The organism is Xanthomonas sp. NCPPB 1068, assembly GCF_041479385.2.
In the GTDB taxonomy this organism is placed as follows: Bacteria; Pseudomonadota; Gammaproteobacteria; order Xanthomonadales; family Xanthomonadaceae; genus Xanthomonas; species Xanthomonas cannabis.
This window is the reverse complement of the sequence record NZ_CM192986.1, coordinates 4,117,055-4,134,022: the sequence shown is the minus strand read 5'-3', so window position 1 is coordinate 4,134,022 and position 16,968 is coordinate 4,117,055. Positions and strand designations below refer to the sequence as shown.

The 16,968-nt window shown below is 67.0% G+C and carries 17 protein-coding genes; 7 read left to right on the top strand and 10 right to left on the bottom strand.

Going from position 1 to position 16,968, the window contains the following annotated elements; all coding sequences use genetic code 11:
* Window positions 1-161: 161 nt before the first annotated feature.
* From ACCQ12_RS17490 to ACCQ12_RS17475, 4 genes are all read right to left on the bottom strand, one after another.
* Complete coding sequence (locus ACCQ12_RS17490) at window positions 162-497, bottom strand: hypothetical protein (RefSeq protein ID WP_372382349.1); 336 nt, start codon at window positions 495-497, stop codon at window positions 162-164.
* A gap of 81 nt (window positions 498-578) precedes the next feature.
* The gene (locus ACCQ12_RS17485; protein WP_039405823.1) at window positions 579-1,478 is read right to left on the bottom strand and encodes a manganese catalase family protein; all 900 of its coding nucleotides are present in this window, start codon (window positions 1,476-1,478) and stop codon (window positions 579-581) included.
* Window positions 1,479-1,608: 130 nt separating this feature from the next.
* Window positions 1,609-2,115, bottom strand: coding sequence for a YciE/YciF ferroxidase family protein (locus ACCQ12_RS17480; RefSeq protein ID WP_039405821.1), 507 nt, complete (start codon window positions 2,113-2,115; stop codon window positions 1,609-1,611).
* Between the two features lie 220 nt (window positions 2,116-2,335).
* The gene (locus ACCQ12_RS17475) at window positions 2,336-2,887 is read right to left on the bottom strand and encodes a cysteine hydrolase family protein (protein WP_372382348.1); all 552 of its coding nucleotides are present in this window, start codon (window positions 2,885-2,887) and stop codon (window positions 2,336-2,338) included.
* A 246-nt stretch (window positions 2,888-3,133) separates the two neighbouring features.
* Between ACCQ12_RS17475 and ACCQ12_RS17470 the strand changes: the two genes are divergently transcribed.
* Window positions 3,134-3,328: a hypothetical protein gene (locus ACCQ12_RS17470; protein WP_039405970.1), complete on the top strand. Its 195-nt coding sequence runs from the start codon at window positions 3,134-3,136 to the stop codon at window positions 3,326-3,328.
* A 19-nt stretch (window positions 3,329-3,347) separates the two neighbouring features.
* On the opposite strand, the gene ACCQ12_RS17465 is transcribed toward ACCQ12_RS17470, so the two are convergent.
* A complete protein-coding gene (locus ACCQ12_RS17465) occupies window positions 3,348-4,556 on the bottom strand; it encodes an FAD-dependent oxidoreductase (RefSeq protein ID WP_372382347.1) in 1,209 nt (402 codons plus the stop codon).
* Window positions 4,557-4,834: 278 nt separating this feature from the next.
* On the opposite strand from ACCQ12_RS17465, the gene ACCQ12_RS17460 reads away from it, so the two are divergent.
* The 4 genes from ACCQ12_RS17460 to ACCQ12_RS17445 all read left to right on the top strand — a co-directional run bounded on the left by ACCQ12_RS17460 (window position 4,835) and on the right by ACCQ12_RS17445 (window position 9,099).
* On the top strand, window positions 4,835-6,133 hold the full coding sequence (locus tag ACCQ12_RS17460; RefSeq protein ID WP_372382346.1) for a sensor histidine kinase: 1,299 nt from the start codon (window positions 4,835-4,837) through the stop codon (window positions 6,131-6,133).
* Window positions 6,130-6,906 carry a LytR/AlgR family response regulator transcription factor gene (locus tag ACCQ12_RS17455; protein WP_372382345.1) on the top strand — a complete coding sequence of 259 codons (777 nt, stop codon included), beginning with the start codon at window positions 6,130-6,132 and terminating at the stop codon, window positions 6,904-6,906. Before ACCQ12_RS17460 ends, ACCQ12_RS17455 begins: the two co-directional genes overlap by 4 nt.
* Window positions 6,907-6,957: 51 nt before the next feature.
* Complete coding sequence (locus ACCQ12_RS17450; protein WP_039405806.1) at window positions 6,958-7,329, top strand: hypothetical protein; 372 nt, start codon at window positions 6,958-6,960, stop codon at window positions 7,327-7,329.
* 174 nt (window positions 7,330-7,503) lie between these two features.
* A complete protein-coding gene (locus ACCQ12_RS17445) occupies window positions 7,504-9,099 on the top strand; it encodes an APC family permease (protein ID WP_047694783.1) in 1,596 nt (531 codons plus the stop codon).
* A 183-nt stretch (window positions 9,100-9,282) separates the two neighbouring features.
* On the opposite strand, the gene ACCQ12_RS17440 is transcribed toward ACCQ12_RS17445, so the two are convergent.
* On the bottom strand, window positions 9,283-9,882 hold the full coding sequence (locus ACCQ12_RS17440; protein ID WP_039405802.1) for a hypothetical protein: 600 nt from the start codon (window positions 9,880-9,882) through the stop codon (window positions 9,283-9,285).
* Between the two features lie 480 nt (window positions 9,883-10,362).
* On the opposite strand from ACCQ12_RS17440, the gene ACCQ12_RS17435 reads away from it, so the two are divergent.
* Complete coding sequence (locus ACCQ12_RS17435; protein WP_372382344.1) at window positions 10,363-11,289, top strand: oxygenase MpaB family protein; 927 nt, start codon at window positions 10,363-10,365, stop codon at window positions 11,287-11,289.
* Window positions 11,290-11,742: 453 nt separating this feature from the next.
* On the opposite strand, the gene ACCQ12_RS17430 is transcribed toward ACCQ12_RS17435, so the two are convergent.
* The 3 genes from ACCQ12_RS17430 to ACCQ12_RS17420 form a co-directional block, all read right to left on the bottom strand.
* Window positions 11,743-13,812 carry a M13 family metallopeptidase gene (locus tag ACCQ12_RS17430; RefSeq protein ID WP_372383654.1) on the bottom strand — a complete coding sequence of 690 codons (2,070 nt, stop codon included), beginning with the start codon at window positions 13,810-13,812 and terminating at the stop codon, window positions 11,743-11,745.
* Between the two features lie 148 nt (window positions 13,813-13,960).
* Window positions 13,961-14,656, bottom strand: a complete 696-nt coding sequence (locus tag ACCQ12_RS17425; RefSeq protein ID WP_372382343.1) for a glycosyltransferase — start codon at window positions 14,654-14,656, stop codon at window positions 13,961-13,963.
* 307 nt (window positions 14,657-14,963) lie between these two features.
* Window positions 14,964-15,959 carry an aldo/keto reductase gene (locus tag ACCQ12_RS17420; protein ID WP_123137656.1) on the bottom strand — a complete coding sequence of 332 codons (996 nt, stop codon included), beginning with the start codon at window positions 15,957-15,959 and terminating at the stop codon, window positions 14,964-14,966.
* A gap of 247 nt (window positions 15,960-16,206) precedes the next feature.
* Here ACCQ12_RS17420 and ACCQ12_RS17415 point away from each other — a divergent pair, with 247 nt between their 5' ends.
* Window positions 16,207-16,332, top strand: coding sequence for a hypothetical protein (locus tag ACCQ12_RS17415; protein WP_372382342.1), 126 nt, complete (start codon window positions 16,207-16,209; stop codon window positions 16,330-16,332).
* A 9-nt stretch (window positions 16,333-16,341) separates the two neighbouring features.
* On the opposite strand, the gene ACCQ12_RS17410 is transcribed toward ACCQ12_RS17415, so the two are convergent.
* The gene (locus tag ACCQ12_RS17410; protein WP_372382341.1) at window positions 16,342-16,911 is read right to left on the bottom strand and encodes a flavodoxin family protein; all 570 of its coding nucleotides are present in this window, start codon (window positions 16,909-16,911) and stop codon (window positions 16,342-16,344) included.
* Window positions 16,912-16,968: the final 57 nt, after the last annotated feature.

The window sequence follows — 16,968 nt, the reverse complement described above, 5'->3', positions numbered from 1 at the left end:
CGCAACAACGACAAGGGGCCCGTCGGGCCCCTTGTTGATTGCGGTAATGCCTTGCAGTGACGCCTGCCACGGCGAGCGGTCGTGACCAACAGTGATGCGCTCGGTCCCTCAGGCGATGAGGTTACGCAATCGGTCCGTGCGCCCGCGCATCGCGGCGCAGGCTACGTCTGCGACGTGTCGTCGTCGGTTTGCTCACGCGCCCGCTGCTGTGCGTCGATGTGCTGCTGCTTGCCATAGGTGCCGCTCTGGCCAAAGTTGGGCTGCGTGCTGCCATCGTGCTCGGCGTGCCCGTCGGGCTCGCCTTCGCCCAGACTGCCGCCACGGCCATGGCCACGCTGCGTAAGTTCTTCCGGCTTGCCGTCACGCGGCGGCATGTCGCCTGTCTGCGACGCAGAGGGATCGGCGCGGCCGCGGCCATCTTCGGACGCGTCGGTTCCGCTGCCGCGGTAAGCCGATTGACGCGCGTCGTGCGTATCGAGTGTGGTCTTGTCGTTCATGCCAACTCCTGAAGGGTGCCAATAAAAAGCCCGGGTCGCTGACGGCCCGGGCCGAGATGGGCACGGTGGCGCCCATCGGGTCTAGCGCTGAATGTCGCCGGTGGTGGAGCCGGCGCCCGGGCCTGCCCCCAGGTCTGCACCGGTCACCCGATCCAGTTCCGGGTTCGACAGCAGACGCTGCGACATCGCATCCAGCGCAGCGGTCTGTGTCTTGTCCAGTGCCACCGTCGCCGAGCCATCGCCACCGTCCACTGCTGCCTGCTGTTCGCGGTCGGCCACCACTTCCCACTGCTCGCCCGCATTCCACGGGCCAACCATGTCGCCTTCGCCCTGCGAAGTGTTGTAGTACTTGTCGGTGAAGCGCGGGTCGCCCGGCAGCTTGCCCGGCGGGAAGTTGGGTTCGATCGAATACAACGCCTTCTCGAACGACTTCTGGTGTGCCACTTCGCGCGTCATCAGGAAGCGCAACGCATCCACGATGCCCGGGTCGTCGGTGACGTTGATCAGGCGCTCGTAGACCAGCTTGGCGCGTGCTTCGGCGGCGATGTTGGAGCGCATGTCGGCGGTGGGACAACCGATGCTGTCCACATACGCCGCCGTCCACGGCACACCGCTGGAATTGACCAGCGCCGGGCCGCCACCATACAGAATCTGCTGGGTGTGGCTGGTGCTGTTCTGGGTCATGGAACGCATCTCCATGGCCTCTTCCATGCCTTCGGACAACACCGCCTTCGGCCCCTTGTTGAGCATGGCGATGATCGAGCCAATGATTTCAAGATGGCTGATTTCTTCGGTGGCGATATCGAACAACAGGTCCTTCCGGCCCGGATCGTCTTCACCCAGCGCCTGGGTGAAATAGCGCATCGCTGCGGCAAGTTCGCCTTGCGGTCCGCCGAACTGTTCGAGCATCAGCGTGGCCAGATCCGGATTGGGCTGGGCGACGCGGACGGTGTACATCAACCGCTTGTTGTGCATAAACATAGAGATGCTCCATGGCTGGCGCCCGGCAACTACAACCACTCAGGGAGCGGGCAGAAACGTGGGGCTTGGCTTTCGGGGTGACCGCACGGGGCGGCAAACGCAGGGCGGCAGGGCCGCCCTGCGCGATGACTCAGGCCGCTTTGCTGGCCTTGGATGCCTTCTGATTGCCGCCCTGTTCTGCAAGCAGGGTCAGCTTCTCGTCGGTGGCTTTTTCTTCTTCCAGCGTGGCCAGCAACAGCGGCAGCGCATCGGCATAGCCCAGCTGCTTGGCCATCGCGGCAATGGTGCCGTACGAGGCGATCTCGTAATGCTCCACCTTCTGCGCGCCGCCGATCAACGCGGCATCGCGCACCGGGCCGGCTTCGATTTCGTCGATGACTTCGCGGCTCTCTTCCACCAGGCCTTCCATTGCGGCGCACTTGATGCGCTTGAGCTTGATGCCCAGCACCTCGACCACCTGGTCGATGCGTTCGATCTGGCCCTGGGTTTCTTCCAGATGGGTTTCAAAGGCCTCTTTCAGCTTCGGCTCGGTGGCAGCACGTGCAAGCCGCGGCAGCGACTTGGTCAGCTGCTTCTCGGCGCTGTAGATATCGGACAGTTCGTGGATGAAAAGCTCTTCGACAGTCTTGATCGCCATGGATGGCTCCTTTCGGTTGGTCAGAGGTTGAAACGCGGCACTTCACCGCTGGGCGGTGACGCCTGACTTGTTGTGCGCGTTCGAGAAGCGCGAGCACGATGACTGCCGTCAACTCGAAGCGTTGCTGCGTGATGGCTAAGCTAGTCCTGCGAGTGTTAGCGCGATTGGTGGAAACGGTGATCCCGATGCGATGCCGGCCTGGGCCGTGACGCGATGCGCGTCACCCAAGGGTGATCGAGCCGGAGCGTGCGAGGCTGGCGTGGAAGCCCTCCTGCAGCACGGTGCGTGCGCAGCTCTCGCGCGTATCGGTCTCGGCCGTCGTGCAATCGCGTGGCACCGCAATGGACAGGCCGCGCGCAACGGCGTCGACGGCGGTGGCCAGCACGCACACGTCCAGTGCCACGCCGGTGATCACCACCTGGTCGACCTGCAGGTCTTTCAACAGGGGCGCCAGCGGCGTATGCCCGAACGCCGAATGCGTGGGCTTGAGCATCCGGTAGTCCTGCGGTTGCGGCGCGAGCAGCCGTGCGATGTCGCAACCGCGCGCGTCGGGCTGCGCAGCAACGGCGATGATGCTCGGCAGGTCGGCGTGCCAGTCTGAAACATTGTCGTTGATGTAGATCACCGGCCGCTGTGCCTGGCGGAAGCGCGCAGCCAGTGCGTGGATGCTGTGGGCCGCACCTTGTGCACGGTGTGCGAGCTGCTCGCCGCCGTCGAAGTCGAAGCGGTTGAACATGTCGATGATCAGCAAGGCCGGGCGTGACAGGCTCATGCGGCACCTCCGGCGCAACGCGGTGCGCTGGCGTTGTGTCGTGCGGACGTGGCTGCGTGCGTCGGCAGGGCCGTGCCTGCGTGCAGCGTGAGATCGAACACCATTGCGCGTGCACCTCATCGTTGGGGATGTGGGCAGGCTATGCGCGCGGCGTACATCGGCAATGAACGTCTTGTCGAGGATATGTCTGCGCATGCCACGCGCAGATGCGCTACAACCGTGTTTCCTTATGCCCGGGAGATGCGCATGACGCCACTGGATAAACCGCTACGCCGCGAGCTGCAGATCGGCGAGCAGGCCTATACGCTGATCATCGATCCGGACGGCCTGAAGCTGGTGGAGAAAGGCAAGCGCAAGGGCGTGACCTTGCGCTGGGACGCGCTGGTCAGTGGCGATGCGGCGCTGGCCACCGCGTTGCAGGCATCACTGGGCGAAGCATGAGCCCGCCGCGCAGTGCAGCTCAGCCCGATGCGAACAGGCGCGCCAATTCGCGTACCGCCGCTTCGGAGGCGGCCCGGTCCGGTGCGGCATCGGCATTGTTGAAGTCGTTGGCACCTTGCGACTGCACCAGCAGCCCGTCGCGCCGCGGCACCACGTTGAGATTGTGGCCGCGCCAGACCAACCCGTAGGTCACTTCCGGTTGCGGGATCAGGCGCGCGGTCTGCCCGCGCACCGGGATCACGCTCTCGTCGCCCAGCAGGGCGCGTGCGCCATAGCCGGTAGCGTTGATGAGGATCTTTTCGCGCAGGTCGTCGAACTGGCGCGGACTATCGAAGTTGCGCGTGACCAGCTCGCCGCCGGCCTGCAGGAAGTCCTGCAGCAACAGGCGTGCATAGGCGCTGATGTTGAAGGTCAGTTGGCTGTAGCGGCGCACGAACGGCACCGGAAACGGATGGCTGCCGGCAGCGACCGGTTGCGAGCGCGGGCCCAGATCGTGCAATAGCGTGCGTTCCAGCGCGGGATAGTCCGGCTCGTGCGCCTCGGCCGAGGCGACCGGTTGGTCGAACGGCACATCCGACAAGGCGTAGCCATCGCGCCCTTCGATCGGCTCGCCTGGCAGGCCCAGCAAGGTCTGGTATCGGCGAAAGGACATCCGCGCCATCTCCTGCCAGCGTGTCTTGAAGTCCGTCGTGGCGTACTCACTGGTGCACACGCGCGAATCCGGCGACCACACGCCGGTGGCATAGAACGAGCGCACGTCCGGCAGGCGCTCGCGGGCATAGATGCGCACTCGCAGCCAGGCGCGTTGCGCCACCAACGCCGTGGTCAGCCCGATAGCGCCGCACCCGATCACCGCCAGCTCGCGCGCATCCGCATCGGCAGCACGCACCAACCGGACTGCGTGCTCGGCAGCACCCCACGACAGCGACCAGCCGCTGCCACCATGGCCGTAGTTGTGCACCACCGTCTTGCGCCCGATGCGCTCGGCCTCGATGCGCGGGCCCTGCGCCCGGAACGGGCGCGTGCAGCCATCGATGGCGATGATGCGATCGACCGAGGCGCGGATCGGTACCAGTGCAGGTGCGGCGGCGAAGGGCAGCGGTGCGCCGATCGGCAGCGCAGCAGAGGGCAGTGCTGCGGCCGCCGGCGTGCGGCTCGCGGCCAAGCCACCGGTCGATGCAGCCGCAAGCGCCACGCCGGCGCTGCGCAGGAAGTGACGGCGGTCCATGCGACTCCTTACGATCTGATCGGGTGTGGGCGGCACGCTGCAGCGTGCGGCAACGCCGCTCCGCCCGGCATGATACGCGCGCTGGCGCGGCCGCACCGGATGACCCACACGGCCGCGTCGGCTGCGCATGCCGGGCTGCCCTGCGGGTACGCCGCCGGGGTTCGTCGCCCGATCGCGGCACTTGAGGCGGCGCTGGCGGCCATTCGTCGCCTCGGGCGTTGGCGACGGCACGTGCCGGCTATGCTCGCTCCCGTCCCAGCCCTGCGAGTTGCCCGTCCGTGTCTGCCAGCGTCTTCCTGATCGTGCGCATCGTGTTTGCCTGGGCTGCCGCCTTGGTGGTGGCCGCCATCATGTGGGCGCAGCTGTTCGGTTCCACCGGGGCGTTCTTCGGCCTGATCTGCACCGTGCTGCTGACGCTGGCGTTGATGAGTTCGATCACGCATGTGCGACGCGTGCGGCTGATCGCCGGGCGGCTGGATCACGACACCTTGTCCACCCGCCAGCGGCGCCAGATCGAAGTGCCGCTGGATGTGCGGGCCAGCTTTGCGGTGGTGGAAGAGGCGGTGCGCGCCCTGCCGCGCGTGCAGGACATCGAATGCGCGCCGGGCAGCCTGCTGATCCGCGCCAAGATCCGGCGCATCGACCCGTACGAAGGGCGCCAGCCGTCGCGCTGGAATCTGTTCGCGCGCTTTGCCATCACCCACAACACGGTGCTGGTGACGATTGCACCAGGGCAGGGCACCAGCAGCGTCACCGTGCTGTGCGAGCCCGACGCCGGCGCCTGGGTGGACCTGTTTGCGGTGGACGAGGGCAGCAACTTCGAAAACGCCGAGGCGATCAATCGCGCGGTGGTGCGCCGGGTCGGCGAGCAACGTCGCGACGAACAGGCTGCGGCCGAGCAGTCGGTGATGGAGAAGGAACTGGCGGTGGCGCGCCTGAACCTGCTGCACGCCCAGGTCGAACCGCACTTTCTGTACAACACCCTAGCCAGCGCGCAGGTGCTGGCACGTACCGACCCGCCACGCGCCGACATCATGCTCGGGCACCTGATCCAATACCTGCGCAGCTCGCTGCCCAGCGCCGACGGCGCCATCTCCACCTTGGGCGAAGAACTCGAGCGCACCCAGGCCTACCTGGAGATCCTGCGCATCCGCATGGGCACGCGGCTGGCCCTGCAGGTGGAAGTGCCGTACGAGCTACGCGGCCTGCAGTTGCCGTCGATGATGCTGCAGACGCTGGTGGAAAACGCCATCAAGCACGGCCTGGAGCCCAAGCCCGGCGGTGGCACGGTGTGGATCCTGGCGCGTCGCCTGGACGACCACGCCACGCTGACCGTGGCCGACGACGGCCAGGGCTTCAACACGCACAGCCAGGGCACCGGCATCGGCCTGAAGAACCTGCGCGAGCGCCTGCAGCTGATCTATGCCGGCAAGGCGAGCTTTGCCATCGTGTCCAATTTTCCCAGTGGCGTGGCGGCCACCCTCACCCTGCCGCTGCCGGCGCAGCTGGTTGCGATGCGGTGGCCGCCGCCGTTGCCCGGCACCGCAGCCGCACCCGCTCCGCAGGTGCAGGCATGAGCGCGCTGCGTGCGGTGATCGCCGAGGACGAGGCGCTGCTGCGGCAGTCGCTGCTGACGTTGCTGGGCGAGGTGTGCCCGCAGCTGCAGGTGGTGGGCGAATGCGAGGACGGTGCCGGCGCGCTGGAGACCATCGCCACCGAGCAACCGGATGTGGTGTTTCTGGATATCCGCATGCCCGGCCTCACCGGCATCGAGGTGGCGCGTGGCATGCGCGAGGTCAGCCCGCGCACGCAGGTGGTGTTCGTCACCGCCTACGACCAGTACGCCATCGATGCGTTCGAACACGGCGCGGTGGACTACCTGCTCAAACCGATCAGCCGCGAGCGGCTGCAGGCGACCTGGCAACGCGTGCAGCAACGTGCCGCCGCCGGCCAGCCGGACAGCAGCCTGCTGGAGGTGTTGCTGCAACGCCTGTCCGCGCGTCCCGCCACGCCCGCGGCCGCGCCGCCGCTGGCCTGGCTCACCGCCAGCAGCGGCCGCGAGACGCGTCTGATCGCGCTGGACGAGGTGGCGTATTTCCAGGCCGATCACAAATACACCACGGTGATGACCGCCGCCGGCGAAGCGCTCCTGCGCACGCCATTGCGCGAGTTGCTCGACGTGCTGGACCCGCAGGTGTTCAAGCAGATCCACCGCTCGACCATCGTCAACATGAAGGCGGTGGCCTCGGTGATCCGCGAGGACACCGGCAAGGGTCGCCTGGCGCTGCGCGGGCGCAGCGAGACGCTCACCGTCAGCCAGCCGTTCATGAGCCTGTTCCGCGGCATGTAATCCCGCCCATCCCCCATCCCCCATCCCGCATCGATACGAAGGACTGCCTCCATGCGCCTGATCGCCTCCCTGGTGTATTGCCTGCTCGCCCTGGCCGGTTGCCACGAACGCAACGGCACCACCTCGATCACCCGCGCCATCAGCGATGGCCGCGAGGTGATCTTCAGCAAGACCCTGGTCACCGCCACCGAAACCAACGTGCATTGCCTGGCCAGCAGCAGTGGCCGCTGCCACTACCTGATCTACGAGGAGCACTGCCCGCCGGCCACGGTTGCCGGCAACGTCCCGGCGCCGGCCTGCGTGCGCCGGACCCTGGACAGCTTTGCGCTGACGCCGGGCCAGGTCCGCGCAGTGCGTGGCATCCCGGCAGCGGCACACACCTGCGTGGATTCGAGCGTGCCCGGCGCCGATTGCCACGGCTGAGCCGCAGCGCGCAGCCTGCGTCTGGTACCCCCGTGGAGCCGATGCCCCGTTCCGGGCACGCGGCCGCATAGCCGTCTCGAGACAAGCCTGAATACGCACTGACGATCAGCGGCCGCTTCTGCGATCATTGCCGGCTTGTTGCCGTTTCACGGCGCCCTCACTGCCAGGCTACTCATGTCCGAACACTCGTTGCGCCGCGACGTCGGCCCCTTTGCGCTCATGCTCACCGGGCTGGGCTCGATCATTGGTTCCGGCTGGCTGTTCGGCGCCTGGCGCGCGGCCGGCCTGGCCGGGCCGGGCGCGATCTGGGCCTGGATTCTGGGCGCGGCGATCATCACCACCATCGCGCTGTCGTATGCCGAGCTGGGCGCCATGTTCCCCGAATCCGGCGGCATGGTGCGCTACAGCCACTACTCGCATGGCTCGCTGGTGGGCTTCATCGCCGGCTGGGCCAACTGGATCGCCATCGTGTCGGTGATCCCGGTGGAAGCCGAGGCCTCGGTGCAGTACATGGCCTCCTGGCCCTGGGCGTGGGCGCAAGGGCTCTACGTGCAGGCACCTGGCGGGGCCGGTGAATTGTCGGTGCCGGGCCTGCTGATCTCGGCGGTGCTGGTGCTGGTGTACTTCTTCCTGAATTTCTGGAGCGTCAAGCTGTTTGCGCGCTCCAACACGCTGATCACCGTGTTCAAGCTGGTGGTGCCCGCGGCGACCGGCGTGGCGCTGATCGCCAGCGGCTTCCACAGCGAGAACTTCAGCGTGGGCATCCACGGCGATGCGCACGTGATCGATCTGGCCGCGGTGCTCACCGCGGTGGCCACCGCAGGCATCGTCTTCAGCTTCAACGGCTTCCAGAGCCCGGTGAACCTGGCAGGCGAAGCGCGCAATCCCGGGCGCAGCATTCCGTTCGCGGTGCTCGGTTCGATCGCGCTGGCCACGGTGGTCTACGTGATCCTGCAGGTGGCCTACATCGGCGCGGTGCCGCCGGACCTGCTGGCCAAGGCCGGCTGGCACGGCATCGATTTCCGCTCGCCGTTCGCCGAGCTGGCCATCATCGTCAACCTGCATTGGCTGGCGATGCTGCTGTACATCGATGCCTTCGTGAGCCCCAGCGGCACCGGCATCACCTACACCGCCACCACCGCGCGCATGGTCTACGGCATGGAAAAGAACGGCACCATGCCGGCCGTGCTGGGCAAGCTGCACCCGGTGTGGGGCGTGCCGCGCATGGCGATGTTCTTCAACCTGGCGGTGTCGTTCGTGTTCCTGTTCTTCTTCCGCGGTTGGGGCACGCTGGCCGCGGTGATCTCGGTGGCGACCATCATTTCCTACCTCACCGGGCCGATCAGTGCGATGGCGCTGCGCCGCCACGCACCGGAGCTGCACCGCCCGCTGCGCATCGCCGCCTTGCCGGTGCTGGCCGGCGTCGCGTTCGTGATGGCCACCGAGCTGCTGTACTGGGCGCGCTGGCCGCTGACCGGCGAGATCATCCTGCTGATGGTCGTGGCCTTGCCGGTGTACTGCTACTACCAGGCCAAGCAGGGCTGGCCGGACCTGCGCCGCAACCTCAAGGGCGCGGCATGGATGATCTGCTACCTGCCCACCATCGCGCTGGTGTCCTGGGCTGGCAGTACCGACTTCGGTGGCCATGGCTACCTCAGCTACGGCACCGACCTGGCCGTGGTCGCCGCAGTCGGCGCGGTGTTCTACATCTGGGGCGTGCGCAGCGGTTGGCGCACTCCCTCGGTGGAGAAGGCGGTGGCGCAGGCGTGAGTGGTCACAGGTTCGGGTGCGCAGCCAGGAGCCGGCGCCCGTCAACCGGCTGGCAGTGACCGCTGGGAATCAACAAGAACGGCCGGTGCAGTGCGCACCGGCCGTTCTTGTTTGCAGCGAAATCATTGCTGCAGGCAGCGCGTTTACCGGTCAGCGCGTCGCTGCATCGCCATGCGGCCCTGGTCAGGAATTGACCACCAGCCGTGGTGCGCCGTCGAAGCGGTCGAGGTCGCGCAGCAGCTCCGTATAGCGGCGCAGCCGGCCCATTTCGCGCATGTTGACGATGTCTTCGTGGCGCAGCTCGCGCTTGGAGGTCACTTCCTGCTTGTAACGCAGCACTTCCGGGTAGCGGCGGGTCATGTCCAGTGCGTCGGCAACACATTCCACCGAGTCGGCGTCCGGCGTCACCCGGGCGCGGCTGTTGAAGGCGCGCAACCAGCGCTCGAAACCGGCGCTGTGGTCGAACAGGTCGGCGATGTACCACATGATGAACAGGATCGACACCCACGAGGTAAAGATGATGACGATGCGACTGAAGGTGAGGTGGTAGTCGTTCTGCCACAGCTGGTGCGTGATCACGCCCAGCAGCACCAGCGAGATCGCCTGCCAGCCGATGATCGAGGCGATCACCCATTGCTTCTTGGCCACCTTGAGCAGATCGAGCTCTTCGTCGAGCTGCGCGTCGGTCTTGTCGCGCCAGTAGGCCACCTGCTCGTCGAAGGAGCGCCGATGGAGTGCATTGTCCTGCAATAGCAGGCCCAAACCCTGGAACAAAGCGATCATGACAAGCTCCTGACGGATGGCTGGTACGAACGGCTTGCTGCAACGGCGGTTGCCGTGCCCTGAAGCGACCGGTATGCCACTCGCGCGGCGTGCCGATGTCGGACGGCCCTAGTTCTAGCACTTTCGCCGTGCATGGCAATGCCCGAGGCGAACCGGTGGCCGCGAAATCCTGCGCACCTGCGCCCAAAACGCTGAATTCAGGCGAATTCGGCGCGGCGGTGCTACATCGCGCATGTTCCGCTTGCCCGATCTTGTTGCACTGCACACCAGGTGATGCGGCAATGACGCGTTGCGGCGGAGATGGGCAAGCCGCATTGCCGGTATCGTCGCGACGAAGTGGCCTGTGTTTGCGTGGCGCACTCGCCGAGCCTGCTTCGGGCCGTACTGGGTTGCTTCGCGCGCGACTGAACCGGTCGAAGGCCGCGATGCCGTGCCGGGCACACCGACGTGGCGTTGCGACTGCCTGCGTATCATTGCGGCATGTCAGCCGTCCTGCGTACGCTCACCGCCCCCGCCGCCGAACAGATCCGCCGCTGGGTGCTTGGCGCGTTTCCGCGTGGTCAGAGCACCATCGAATACGACCAGCCGCTGGGCGACCCCGGCCTGTTCGGCCCCGACAGCGTGACCTGGCGCGTGCACTCCGAATTTCCCGGCATGCTGTCGGGCGGGTTATGCGCCTTGATGTTGCAGCTGCTACACCCGCGCGCGCTGGCCGGGGTCTATGACCACTCCAACTTTCGTGCCGACCTGGTCGGGCGGCTGCGCCGCACCACCAACTTCGTTGCCGGCACCACCTACGCGCCGCAGGCCGAAGCCGAGCAATTGATCGCCCGCGTGCGGCGCATCCATTCGCATATCCGCGGCCACACCGCCGATGGCGTGCCGTACGAGGCCAACGATCCGGCGCTGCTGACCTGGGTGCACGTCACCGAGGCCTACGGGTTCCTGCACGGCTGCCGCCGTTATTGCCGCGACGTGCCCACCGCGATTGCCGACCGCTACTACGACGAGGCGCGCCGCGTGGCCGAAGCATTGGGCGCCCGCGACGTGCCCGCCAGCGAGGCTGGGGTGGACGCGTATTTTGCGTCGGTGCGTGGCGCGCTGCGCATGGACGCGCGCTCGCGCGAGGTGCTCGACATCCTCACCAGCATCCAGTTGCCGGTGCCGGCTGCAAGCCTGTCGCGCGGCGTGTTCCTGGGTGCCGGTACCGCCCTGTTGCCGGGCTGGGCCAGCGACATGCTGGGCCGCACTGCCACGCAGCGTGTCCAGGCGCGGGCATCCGCGCGCGTGCTGCGCAGTCTGGCGCCGCTGTTCCGCACTGCGTTGCGCGACGGCCTCTCGGCACGCGCATGCAGGCGCATGCAGCTGCCCCCGGCGATGTTGCTGAAGTGGCCTGACAAGGCCTGATATTGCATGTCAGAGTTGCTGAGCGTTCTATCGCGGCAAGCGACGTGGCGTGTTTTAGGAGCGGCTGACACACCTGCTGCAGCGTGGTGGAGCAGGTGCGGACGGAGTGTTTGGAGTGGAGCACTGCTCATCGGAGCGTGCGCGCAAGCGTGCCGTTTTTTGGGCGCCATCGGCAGCTGCGTTGCGGCGCGCGCGCGTGTTTGCGGTGCAGGACTGACGCACCGATGTATCGCGTTGTTGTCTAGCTTAAAAGCTGGGTGACACGCGTGGGCGGGAGAGGGGCGGGTCTCCGCGGCACGCGGCGCTGTACGTGGCAGCCGCAGCAGAGGTCTAAAGCCCCTCTCCCCCTCGGGAGAGGGGTTGGGGTGAGGGTAGGGCGCAGGTCGAGCGGCAGTCCATGCATCACGGGTGTCGGAGCAAGGACTCCAGCACAGGCATCGTCCGTGCCGCCTCTTACCAGATCTTGACCCGCTGCTCCGGTGCCAGATACAGCTGCTGCTCCGGCTTCACGTCGAACGCCGGATACCACGCGTCCACATTGCGCACCGTCTGCGCACGGAAGCGGCCAGGCGCGTGTACATCGGTCAGCACGGCGTTGCGCAGCGCTGCATCGCGATACTTGCCACGCCAGGCCTGCGCGAAGCCGAGGAAGAAGCGCTGGTCCGGGCTGAAGCCATCGATGGTCCGTGGTTGCTTGCCCTGCAGCGACAGCTGATACGCGTCGTAGGCGGTGGCCAGGCCGGCAACATCGGCGATGTTCTCGCCCAGCGTCAGCTTGCCGTTGACGCTCAGGTCGTCGAACGGCTTGTATGCGCTGAACTGGGCGGCCAGCGCATTGCCGGCGGCCTCGAATTTCTTCAGGTCCTGCGGCGTCCACCAGTTGTGCAGCTCGCCGTGTTCGTCGAACAGCGCACCCATGTTGTCGAAGCTGTGGCTGATCTCGTGCCCGATCACCGCGCCGATCGCGCCGTAATTCACTGCATCGTCGGCGGCCGGGTCGAAGAACGGCGGCTGCAGGATCGCGGCGGGAAAGATCAGCCGGTTCTCCAAGGGCACGTTCAACGCGTTGACTTCCTGCGGCAGCATGTACCACTCGCGATGGTCGACCGCCTTGCCCAGCTTGGCGAGGTTGCGGCGATACTCGAACAGCTGGGCGCGTTCCACGTTGCCCAGCGCATCGTCGCGACGCACCTCGAGCGCGCTGTAGTCGCGCCAGCTGTCCGGGTAGCCCACCGCCACCGTCAGCCCGGCGATCTTAGCCTTGGCGTGCTGTTTGGTCTCCGGGGTCATCCATTCCAGCGCATCGATGCGCCGGCCGAATGCGGTGACCAGGTTCTTGACCATCTCTTCGGCGCGGGTCTTGGTCTGGGCGCTGACGTATTTCTGCACATAGCGCTTGCCGACCGCCTCGCCCAACGCGGCGTTGGTGGCGTCGATCCCGCGCTTCCAGCGCTGGCGCTGCTGCGGCGTGCCTTCCAGGGTGGTGCCATAAAACGCAAAGCGCTCGTCGGCAAAAGCCTTGGACAGATACGGCGAAGCCCGGTCCAGGGCACGGAAGCTTAGGTAGTCCTTCCAGGTCTGCAACGGCTCCGACTGCACCAGGGCCGACAAGCCGCGCACCGCCTCCGGTTGCCAGACGATGAAGTCCTGCTGCGCCTTGAGCCCGGCGGCATCGAAGAACAGCGCCCACTCCAGGCCGGGGGCATTGTGCGCAAAATCGGCCTGTTTCCAGGCGTTTGCGCCGGCCTGCACGTTGTTGGTCCGTTCGGGCGTGGCATGCACGCGTGCCATGGCCGTTTCGAGCGCGACGATGCGCTCGGCCCTGGCCGCCGCGTCGGCGATGCCGGCCAGCTCCAGCACCTTGACGATGTGCGCGCGGTAGGCCTCGCGCAGATCCGCCATGCGCCCGCCGTCCAGGTAGAAGCTGCGCTCGGGCATGCCCAGGCCGCCTTGCACCAGATACGGCGCGTAGCGGCCGGGATGGTGCAGATCCTGCGACACCCACAGCCCGAACAGGCGGTCGGTGTAGAAGTTGGTCGCGTTGAGCAGGTCCACGTCGGCGCGCAACTGCCCGCCCAGCGTGCGCGCCAGCGCCTGCTTGTCGCCCAGTTGCGCGATGGCCTCCAGTTCCGGTTGTACCGGACGCACGCCCTTGGTCTCGATGCTGGCCTCGTCCATGTAGGCGGCGTAGTAGTCGCCGATCTGCTTGTCTTCACCGGTGACGCGGTCGTTGGCGGCCGCGCCTTCGATGATGTCGCGGCTGTGGCGTTCGGTCTCGATGGCGATGCTGACGAAGCTGTTGAAGCTGGAGCGGTCCTCGGGAATCTGCGTGGTCCTGACCCAGTTGCCGCTGGCATAAGCGAAGAAGTCATCACCCGGCGCGACGCTGCGGTCCATGCCGGCCGCATCGAAGCCGAAATCGCCGAGCTTGGGTGTGCTGGGGGCGTGCTCGGCGTGACTGTCGGCGGCAGGCTGCGCGCCCTCGCGGTGACACGCTGCGGCGGTCAATGCCGCAGCGGCCATGGCGGCGATCAGGACAGGGCGATGCAAAGAGGCCATGCGGCGCGACTCGAAACCGGGACAGGTGTCGCAGTGTAAGTGGCCTGCGGTGCCACGTCCCGATTTGAGGGCAGGCACCGCCGCGTCACGCGCCGATGCGGACACGCTCGGTTCAGCGCCGTCGCTGGTACCAGAAACCCAGCGCATCGCGGGTCTGCAACATGCGCCGTCCGCGCCACAGAAACCGCAGCAGCAGGCCCAGATGCTCGCGCTTGGAAAAACTGCGTAGCTTGCGGTCGGAGGTGTGCACGGTCTGGCGCAGGATCACAAAGCGCCCGCAGCGTGCCAGCGCGCGGCTGAGCGCGACATCTTCGCCGGCGTAGTAGCGCGTGTCGAAACCACCGGCGGTGGCGAAGGCGGCGCGTGTGCAGAACAGAAAACACCCCGGCGCGATGCCGGCAATGCGGAAGAACCAGCCGAACACCGCTTGCGCGGTGCGTTCGGACCACACCCGGCTGCCGTGCAGGTGGACTTGCGCGCCGCCGCCCACCGCACCGGCGTCCAGCGCTGACAGTGCGGCGCCGACCACCTGCGGATTGATCAGGGTGTCGGCATCCAGGAACAGCAGCCGCTCGCCCTGCGCCGCCTGTGCGCCGGCGTTGCGCGTGGCCGCAATGTGCCGCAGCTGGACCTCCAGCACCTGCGCGCCGTTGCTGCGTGCAATGACGGCAGTGTCATCGGCGCAGGCGTCGGCCACCACGATCACTTCATAGTCCAGCTGGAGCGCGCGTGCGCAGGCGTGCAGGCACTGCAGCGTGTCGCCGATCAGCGCGGCCTCGTCATGGGCGGGGATCACGAAGGACAGCATGGGCGTGCGTGGTGTGAGGTGCTGCCAAGTGTGCAGGCGCCGGCGATGCGATGGTGTGAGTAGTCGCAGTCAATCCGGTGGCGCGACGGCGAAGCGACCGCAACGGCCGCGCACCCGCACCGGGAACGCGGCCATCTTCCACGGATGGCAGGCACCCACGCCTGCATGCTCGAACGCGCTGGCCCAGCGCGCCGTTACGGCCGGATGGCGGCAACCAGCAACCAGCAACCAGCAACCGGTTGCGACGGTTTCTGTCACGGCCCGGTACCACTGCCATGTGGTCCAGGCGCAATCACGCCGCGTCGGCTCAGCGGTTGACCGCGCCCATCATCGCTTCCGGGTAGCGCGTACCGGCGGCGGCCTGCGGCGGGAAGATCGCATCGATGCGCGCCAGTTCGTCGGGCATCAGCGCCACGTCGAGCGCTGCGATGTTTTCCTCCAGATACGCCAGACGCTTGGTGCCGGGAATCGGGACCAGGTCCTGGCCCTGTGCCAGGACCCAGGCCAATGCCAGTTGCCCGGGCGTGACGCCCTTGTCCGCCGCGATCGCCTTGACCTGCTCCACCAGCTGCAGGTTGCGGGTGAAGTTCTCGCCCTGGAAGCGTGGCGAGTGACGGCGGTAGTCGTCTGCGTCGAAATCGTCCGGCGAGGAGAACGCCCCGGTCAGGAAGCCGCGCCCCAGGGGCGAATACGGCACGAACCCGATGCCGAGTTCGCGCACGGTGGCGAACACGCCGTTGTCTTCCGGCTCGCGCGACCACAGCGAATACTCGGTCTGCACGGCGGTGATCGGATGCACCGCATGCGCGCGCCGGATGGTGGCGGCGGCCGCTTCCGACAGCCCGAGGAAACGCACCTTGCCCTGTTCGACCAGCCGCGACATGGCACCGACGGTGTCTTCGATCGGCACGTTGGGATCGACGCGGTGCTGGTAGTACAGGTCGATGTGCTCCACGCCCAGGCGGCGCAGGCTGGCTTCGCAGGCAGATTGCACATAGGCCGGGCTGCCATCGATGCCACGTACCGACGGATCGCCGGGGTCGAGCTTGATGCCGAACTTGGTGGCCAGAAACACCTCGTGCCGGCGCGAGGCGATGGCCTTGCCGACCAGCACTTCATTGGTATGCGGGCCATACATGTCGGCGGTATCGAGCAGGCTGATGCCACGGTCGAGCGCGCGATGGATCACCGCGATCGAGGCAGCTTCGTCGCTGCGGTTGCCATAGAACGCGCTCATGCCCATGCAGCCAAGGCCGAGTGCGGAAACGGTGGGGCCGGAACGGCCGAGGGTACGGGTTTGCATGGTGGGGGAGGCTCCGTGCAGCAGGGTAGGCGGGGAGAGTGGCGCGGTATGCGTTAGCGCGGCGTGGCCCACGCGCTAACGCCTGAGGTCGGTGTGCGGTGGTGCAGGTGTGACACGGCACAGCAACGAGTGCGCTGCGACGCCTGGGAGTGCAGCGCGAATCGAAGTGGACTGCATGGTTCCAGCCTGCGCCGATGGCGGAGCGGCTGCGATGGGCAGGCGCATGCGATGCGCTGGTGACCGGGCCGTGCACACGTCCTGCGTGGCGCTGGTGACGGTGGATGCGGCAGCGTTGGCGTATGGCGGCGTGGCGATGCTGTTCAACCACACCCGCGCGCATCGCCTTGTTTCGGCACGCGCGCGGGTGCGGTGAGACGCCAGCTCAGCCCTTGAGCCTGTTGGTGAATTCGGCGACGCGCTTGCCCAGCAGCCGCGCGGTTTCCAGATCGCCTGCGCGCGGGGCTTCGTCCGGCGAAGCGTCCGATGGCGAGATCGCCAGCGCGCCGCCCCAGCCACCGGTCCAGTTCACGTCCTGCGGCCCGTGCGCCTTGGTGTTGGCTGGCGGCAAACCGGTGCCCACCCAGATCTGGCCGTGCTGCTGGGACAGGGTCCAGAAATACTGGATGGTGGTGGCCTTGTCGCCATTGACCGAGGCCGAGTTGGTGAAGCCGGCGGCGATCTTGTCCTTCCACGCCTGCGTAAACCACGGCTTGGAGCTGCCGTCGGCAAATTTCTTGAACTGCCACGCCGGCCCGCCCATGTAGGTGGGGCTGCCGTAGATGATGGCATCGGCGGCACTGATCGCATCCCACGCGTCGTCGGGCAGGTTGCCGTCCTGGTCGATGCGGTACAGCGTGGCCTCGGCCACACTGGCGGCCCCGGCATGCACGGCTTCGGCCTGCTTGACGGTGTGGCCGTAGCCACTGAAATACACGATGGCAATCTTGCTCATGGATGCTCCTGCTCAACGAGGGGAGGGGGATTGTGTGCATACCGGCCGCGACAGAAG

What these genes read in the sequence shown, in the direction of transcription:
- ACCQ12_RS17490 (WP_372382349.1), bottom strand. Translation starts at nt 497, where the DNA reads ATGAACGACAAGACCACACTCGATACGCACGACGCGCGTCAATCGGCT.
- ACCQ12_RS17485 (WP_039405823.1), bottom strand. Translation starts at nt 1,478, where the DNA reads ATGTTTATGCACAACAAGCGGTTGATGTACACCGTCCGCGTCGCCCAG.
- ACCQ12_RS17480 (WP_039405821.1), bottom strand. Translation starts at nt 2,115, where the DNA reads ATGGCGATCAAGACTGTCGAAGAGCTTTTCATCCACGAACTGTCCGAT.
- ACCQ12_RS17475 (WP_372382348.1), bottom strand. Translation starts at nt 2,887, where the DNA reads ATGAGCCTGTCACGCCCGGCCTTGCTGATCATCGACATGTTCAACCGC.
- ACCQ12_RS17470 (WP_039405970.1), top strand. Translation starts at nt 3,134, where the DNA reads ATGACGCCACTGGATAAACCGCTACGCCGCGAGCTGCAGATCGGCGAG.
- ACCQ12_RS17465 (WP_372382347.1), bottom strand. Translation starts at nt 4,556, where the DNA reads ATGGACCGCCGTCACTTCCTGCGCAGCGCCGGCGTGGCGCTTGCGGCT.
- ACCQ12_RS17455 (WP_372382345.1), top strand. Translation starts at nt 6,130, where the DNA reads ATGAGCGCGCTGCGTGCGGTGATCGCCGAGGACGAGGCGCTGCTGCGG.
- ACCQ12_RS17450 (WP_039405806.1), top strand. Translation starts at nt 6,958, where the DNA reads ATGCGCCTGATCGCCTCCCTGGTGTATTGCCTGCTCGCCCTGGCCGGT.
- ACCQ12_RS17445 (WP_047694783.1), top strand. Translation starts at nt 7,504, where the DNA reads ATGTCCGAACACTCGTTGCGCCGCGACGTCGGCCCCTTTGCGCTCATG.
- ACCQ12_RS17440 (WP_039405802.1), bottom strand. Translation starts at nt 9,882, where the DNA reads ATGATCGCTTTGTTCCAGGGTTTGGGCCTGCTATTGCAGGACAATGCA.
- ACCQ12_RS17435 (WP_372382344.1), top strand. Translation starts at nt 10,363, where the DNA reads ATGTCAGCCGTCCTGCGTACGCTCACCGCCCCCGCCGCCGAACAGATC.
- ACCQ12_RS17430 (WP_372383654.1), bottom strand. Translation starts at nt 13,812, where the DNA reads ATGGCCGCTGCGGCATTGACCGCCGCAGCGTGTCACCGCGAGGGCGCG.
- ACCQ12_RS17425 (WP_372382343.1), bottom strand. Translation starts at nt 14,656, where the DNA reads ATGCTGTCCTTCGTGATCCCCGCCCATGACGAGGCCGCGCTGATCGGC.
- ACCQ12_RS17420 (WP_123137656.1), bottom strand. Translation starts at nt 15,959, where the DNA reads ATGCAAACCCGTACCCTCGGCCGTTCCGGCCCCACCGTTTCCGCACTC.
- ACCQ12_RS17410 (WP_372382341.1), bottom strand. Translation starts at nt 16,911, where the DNA reads ATGAGCAAGATTGCCATCGTGTATTTCAGTGGCTACGGCCACACCGTC.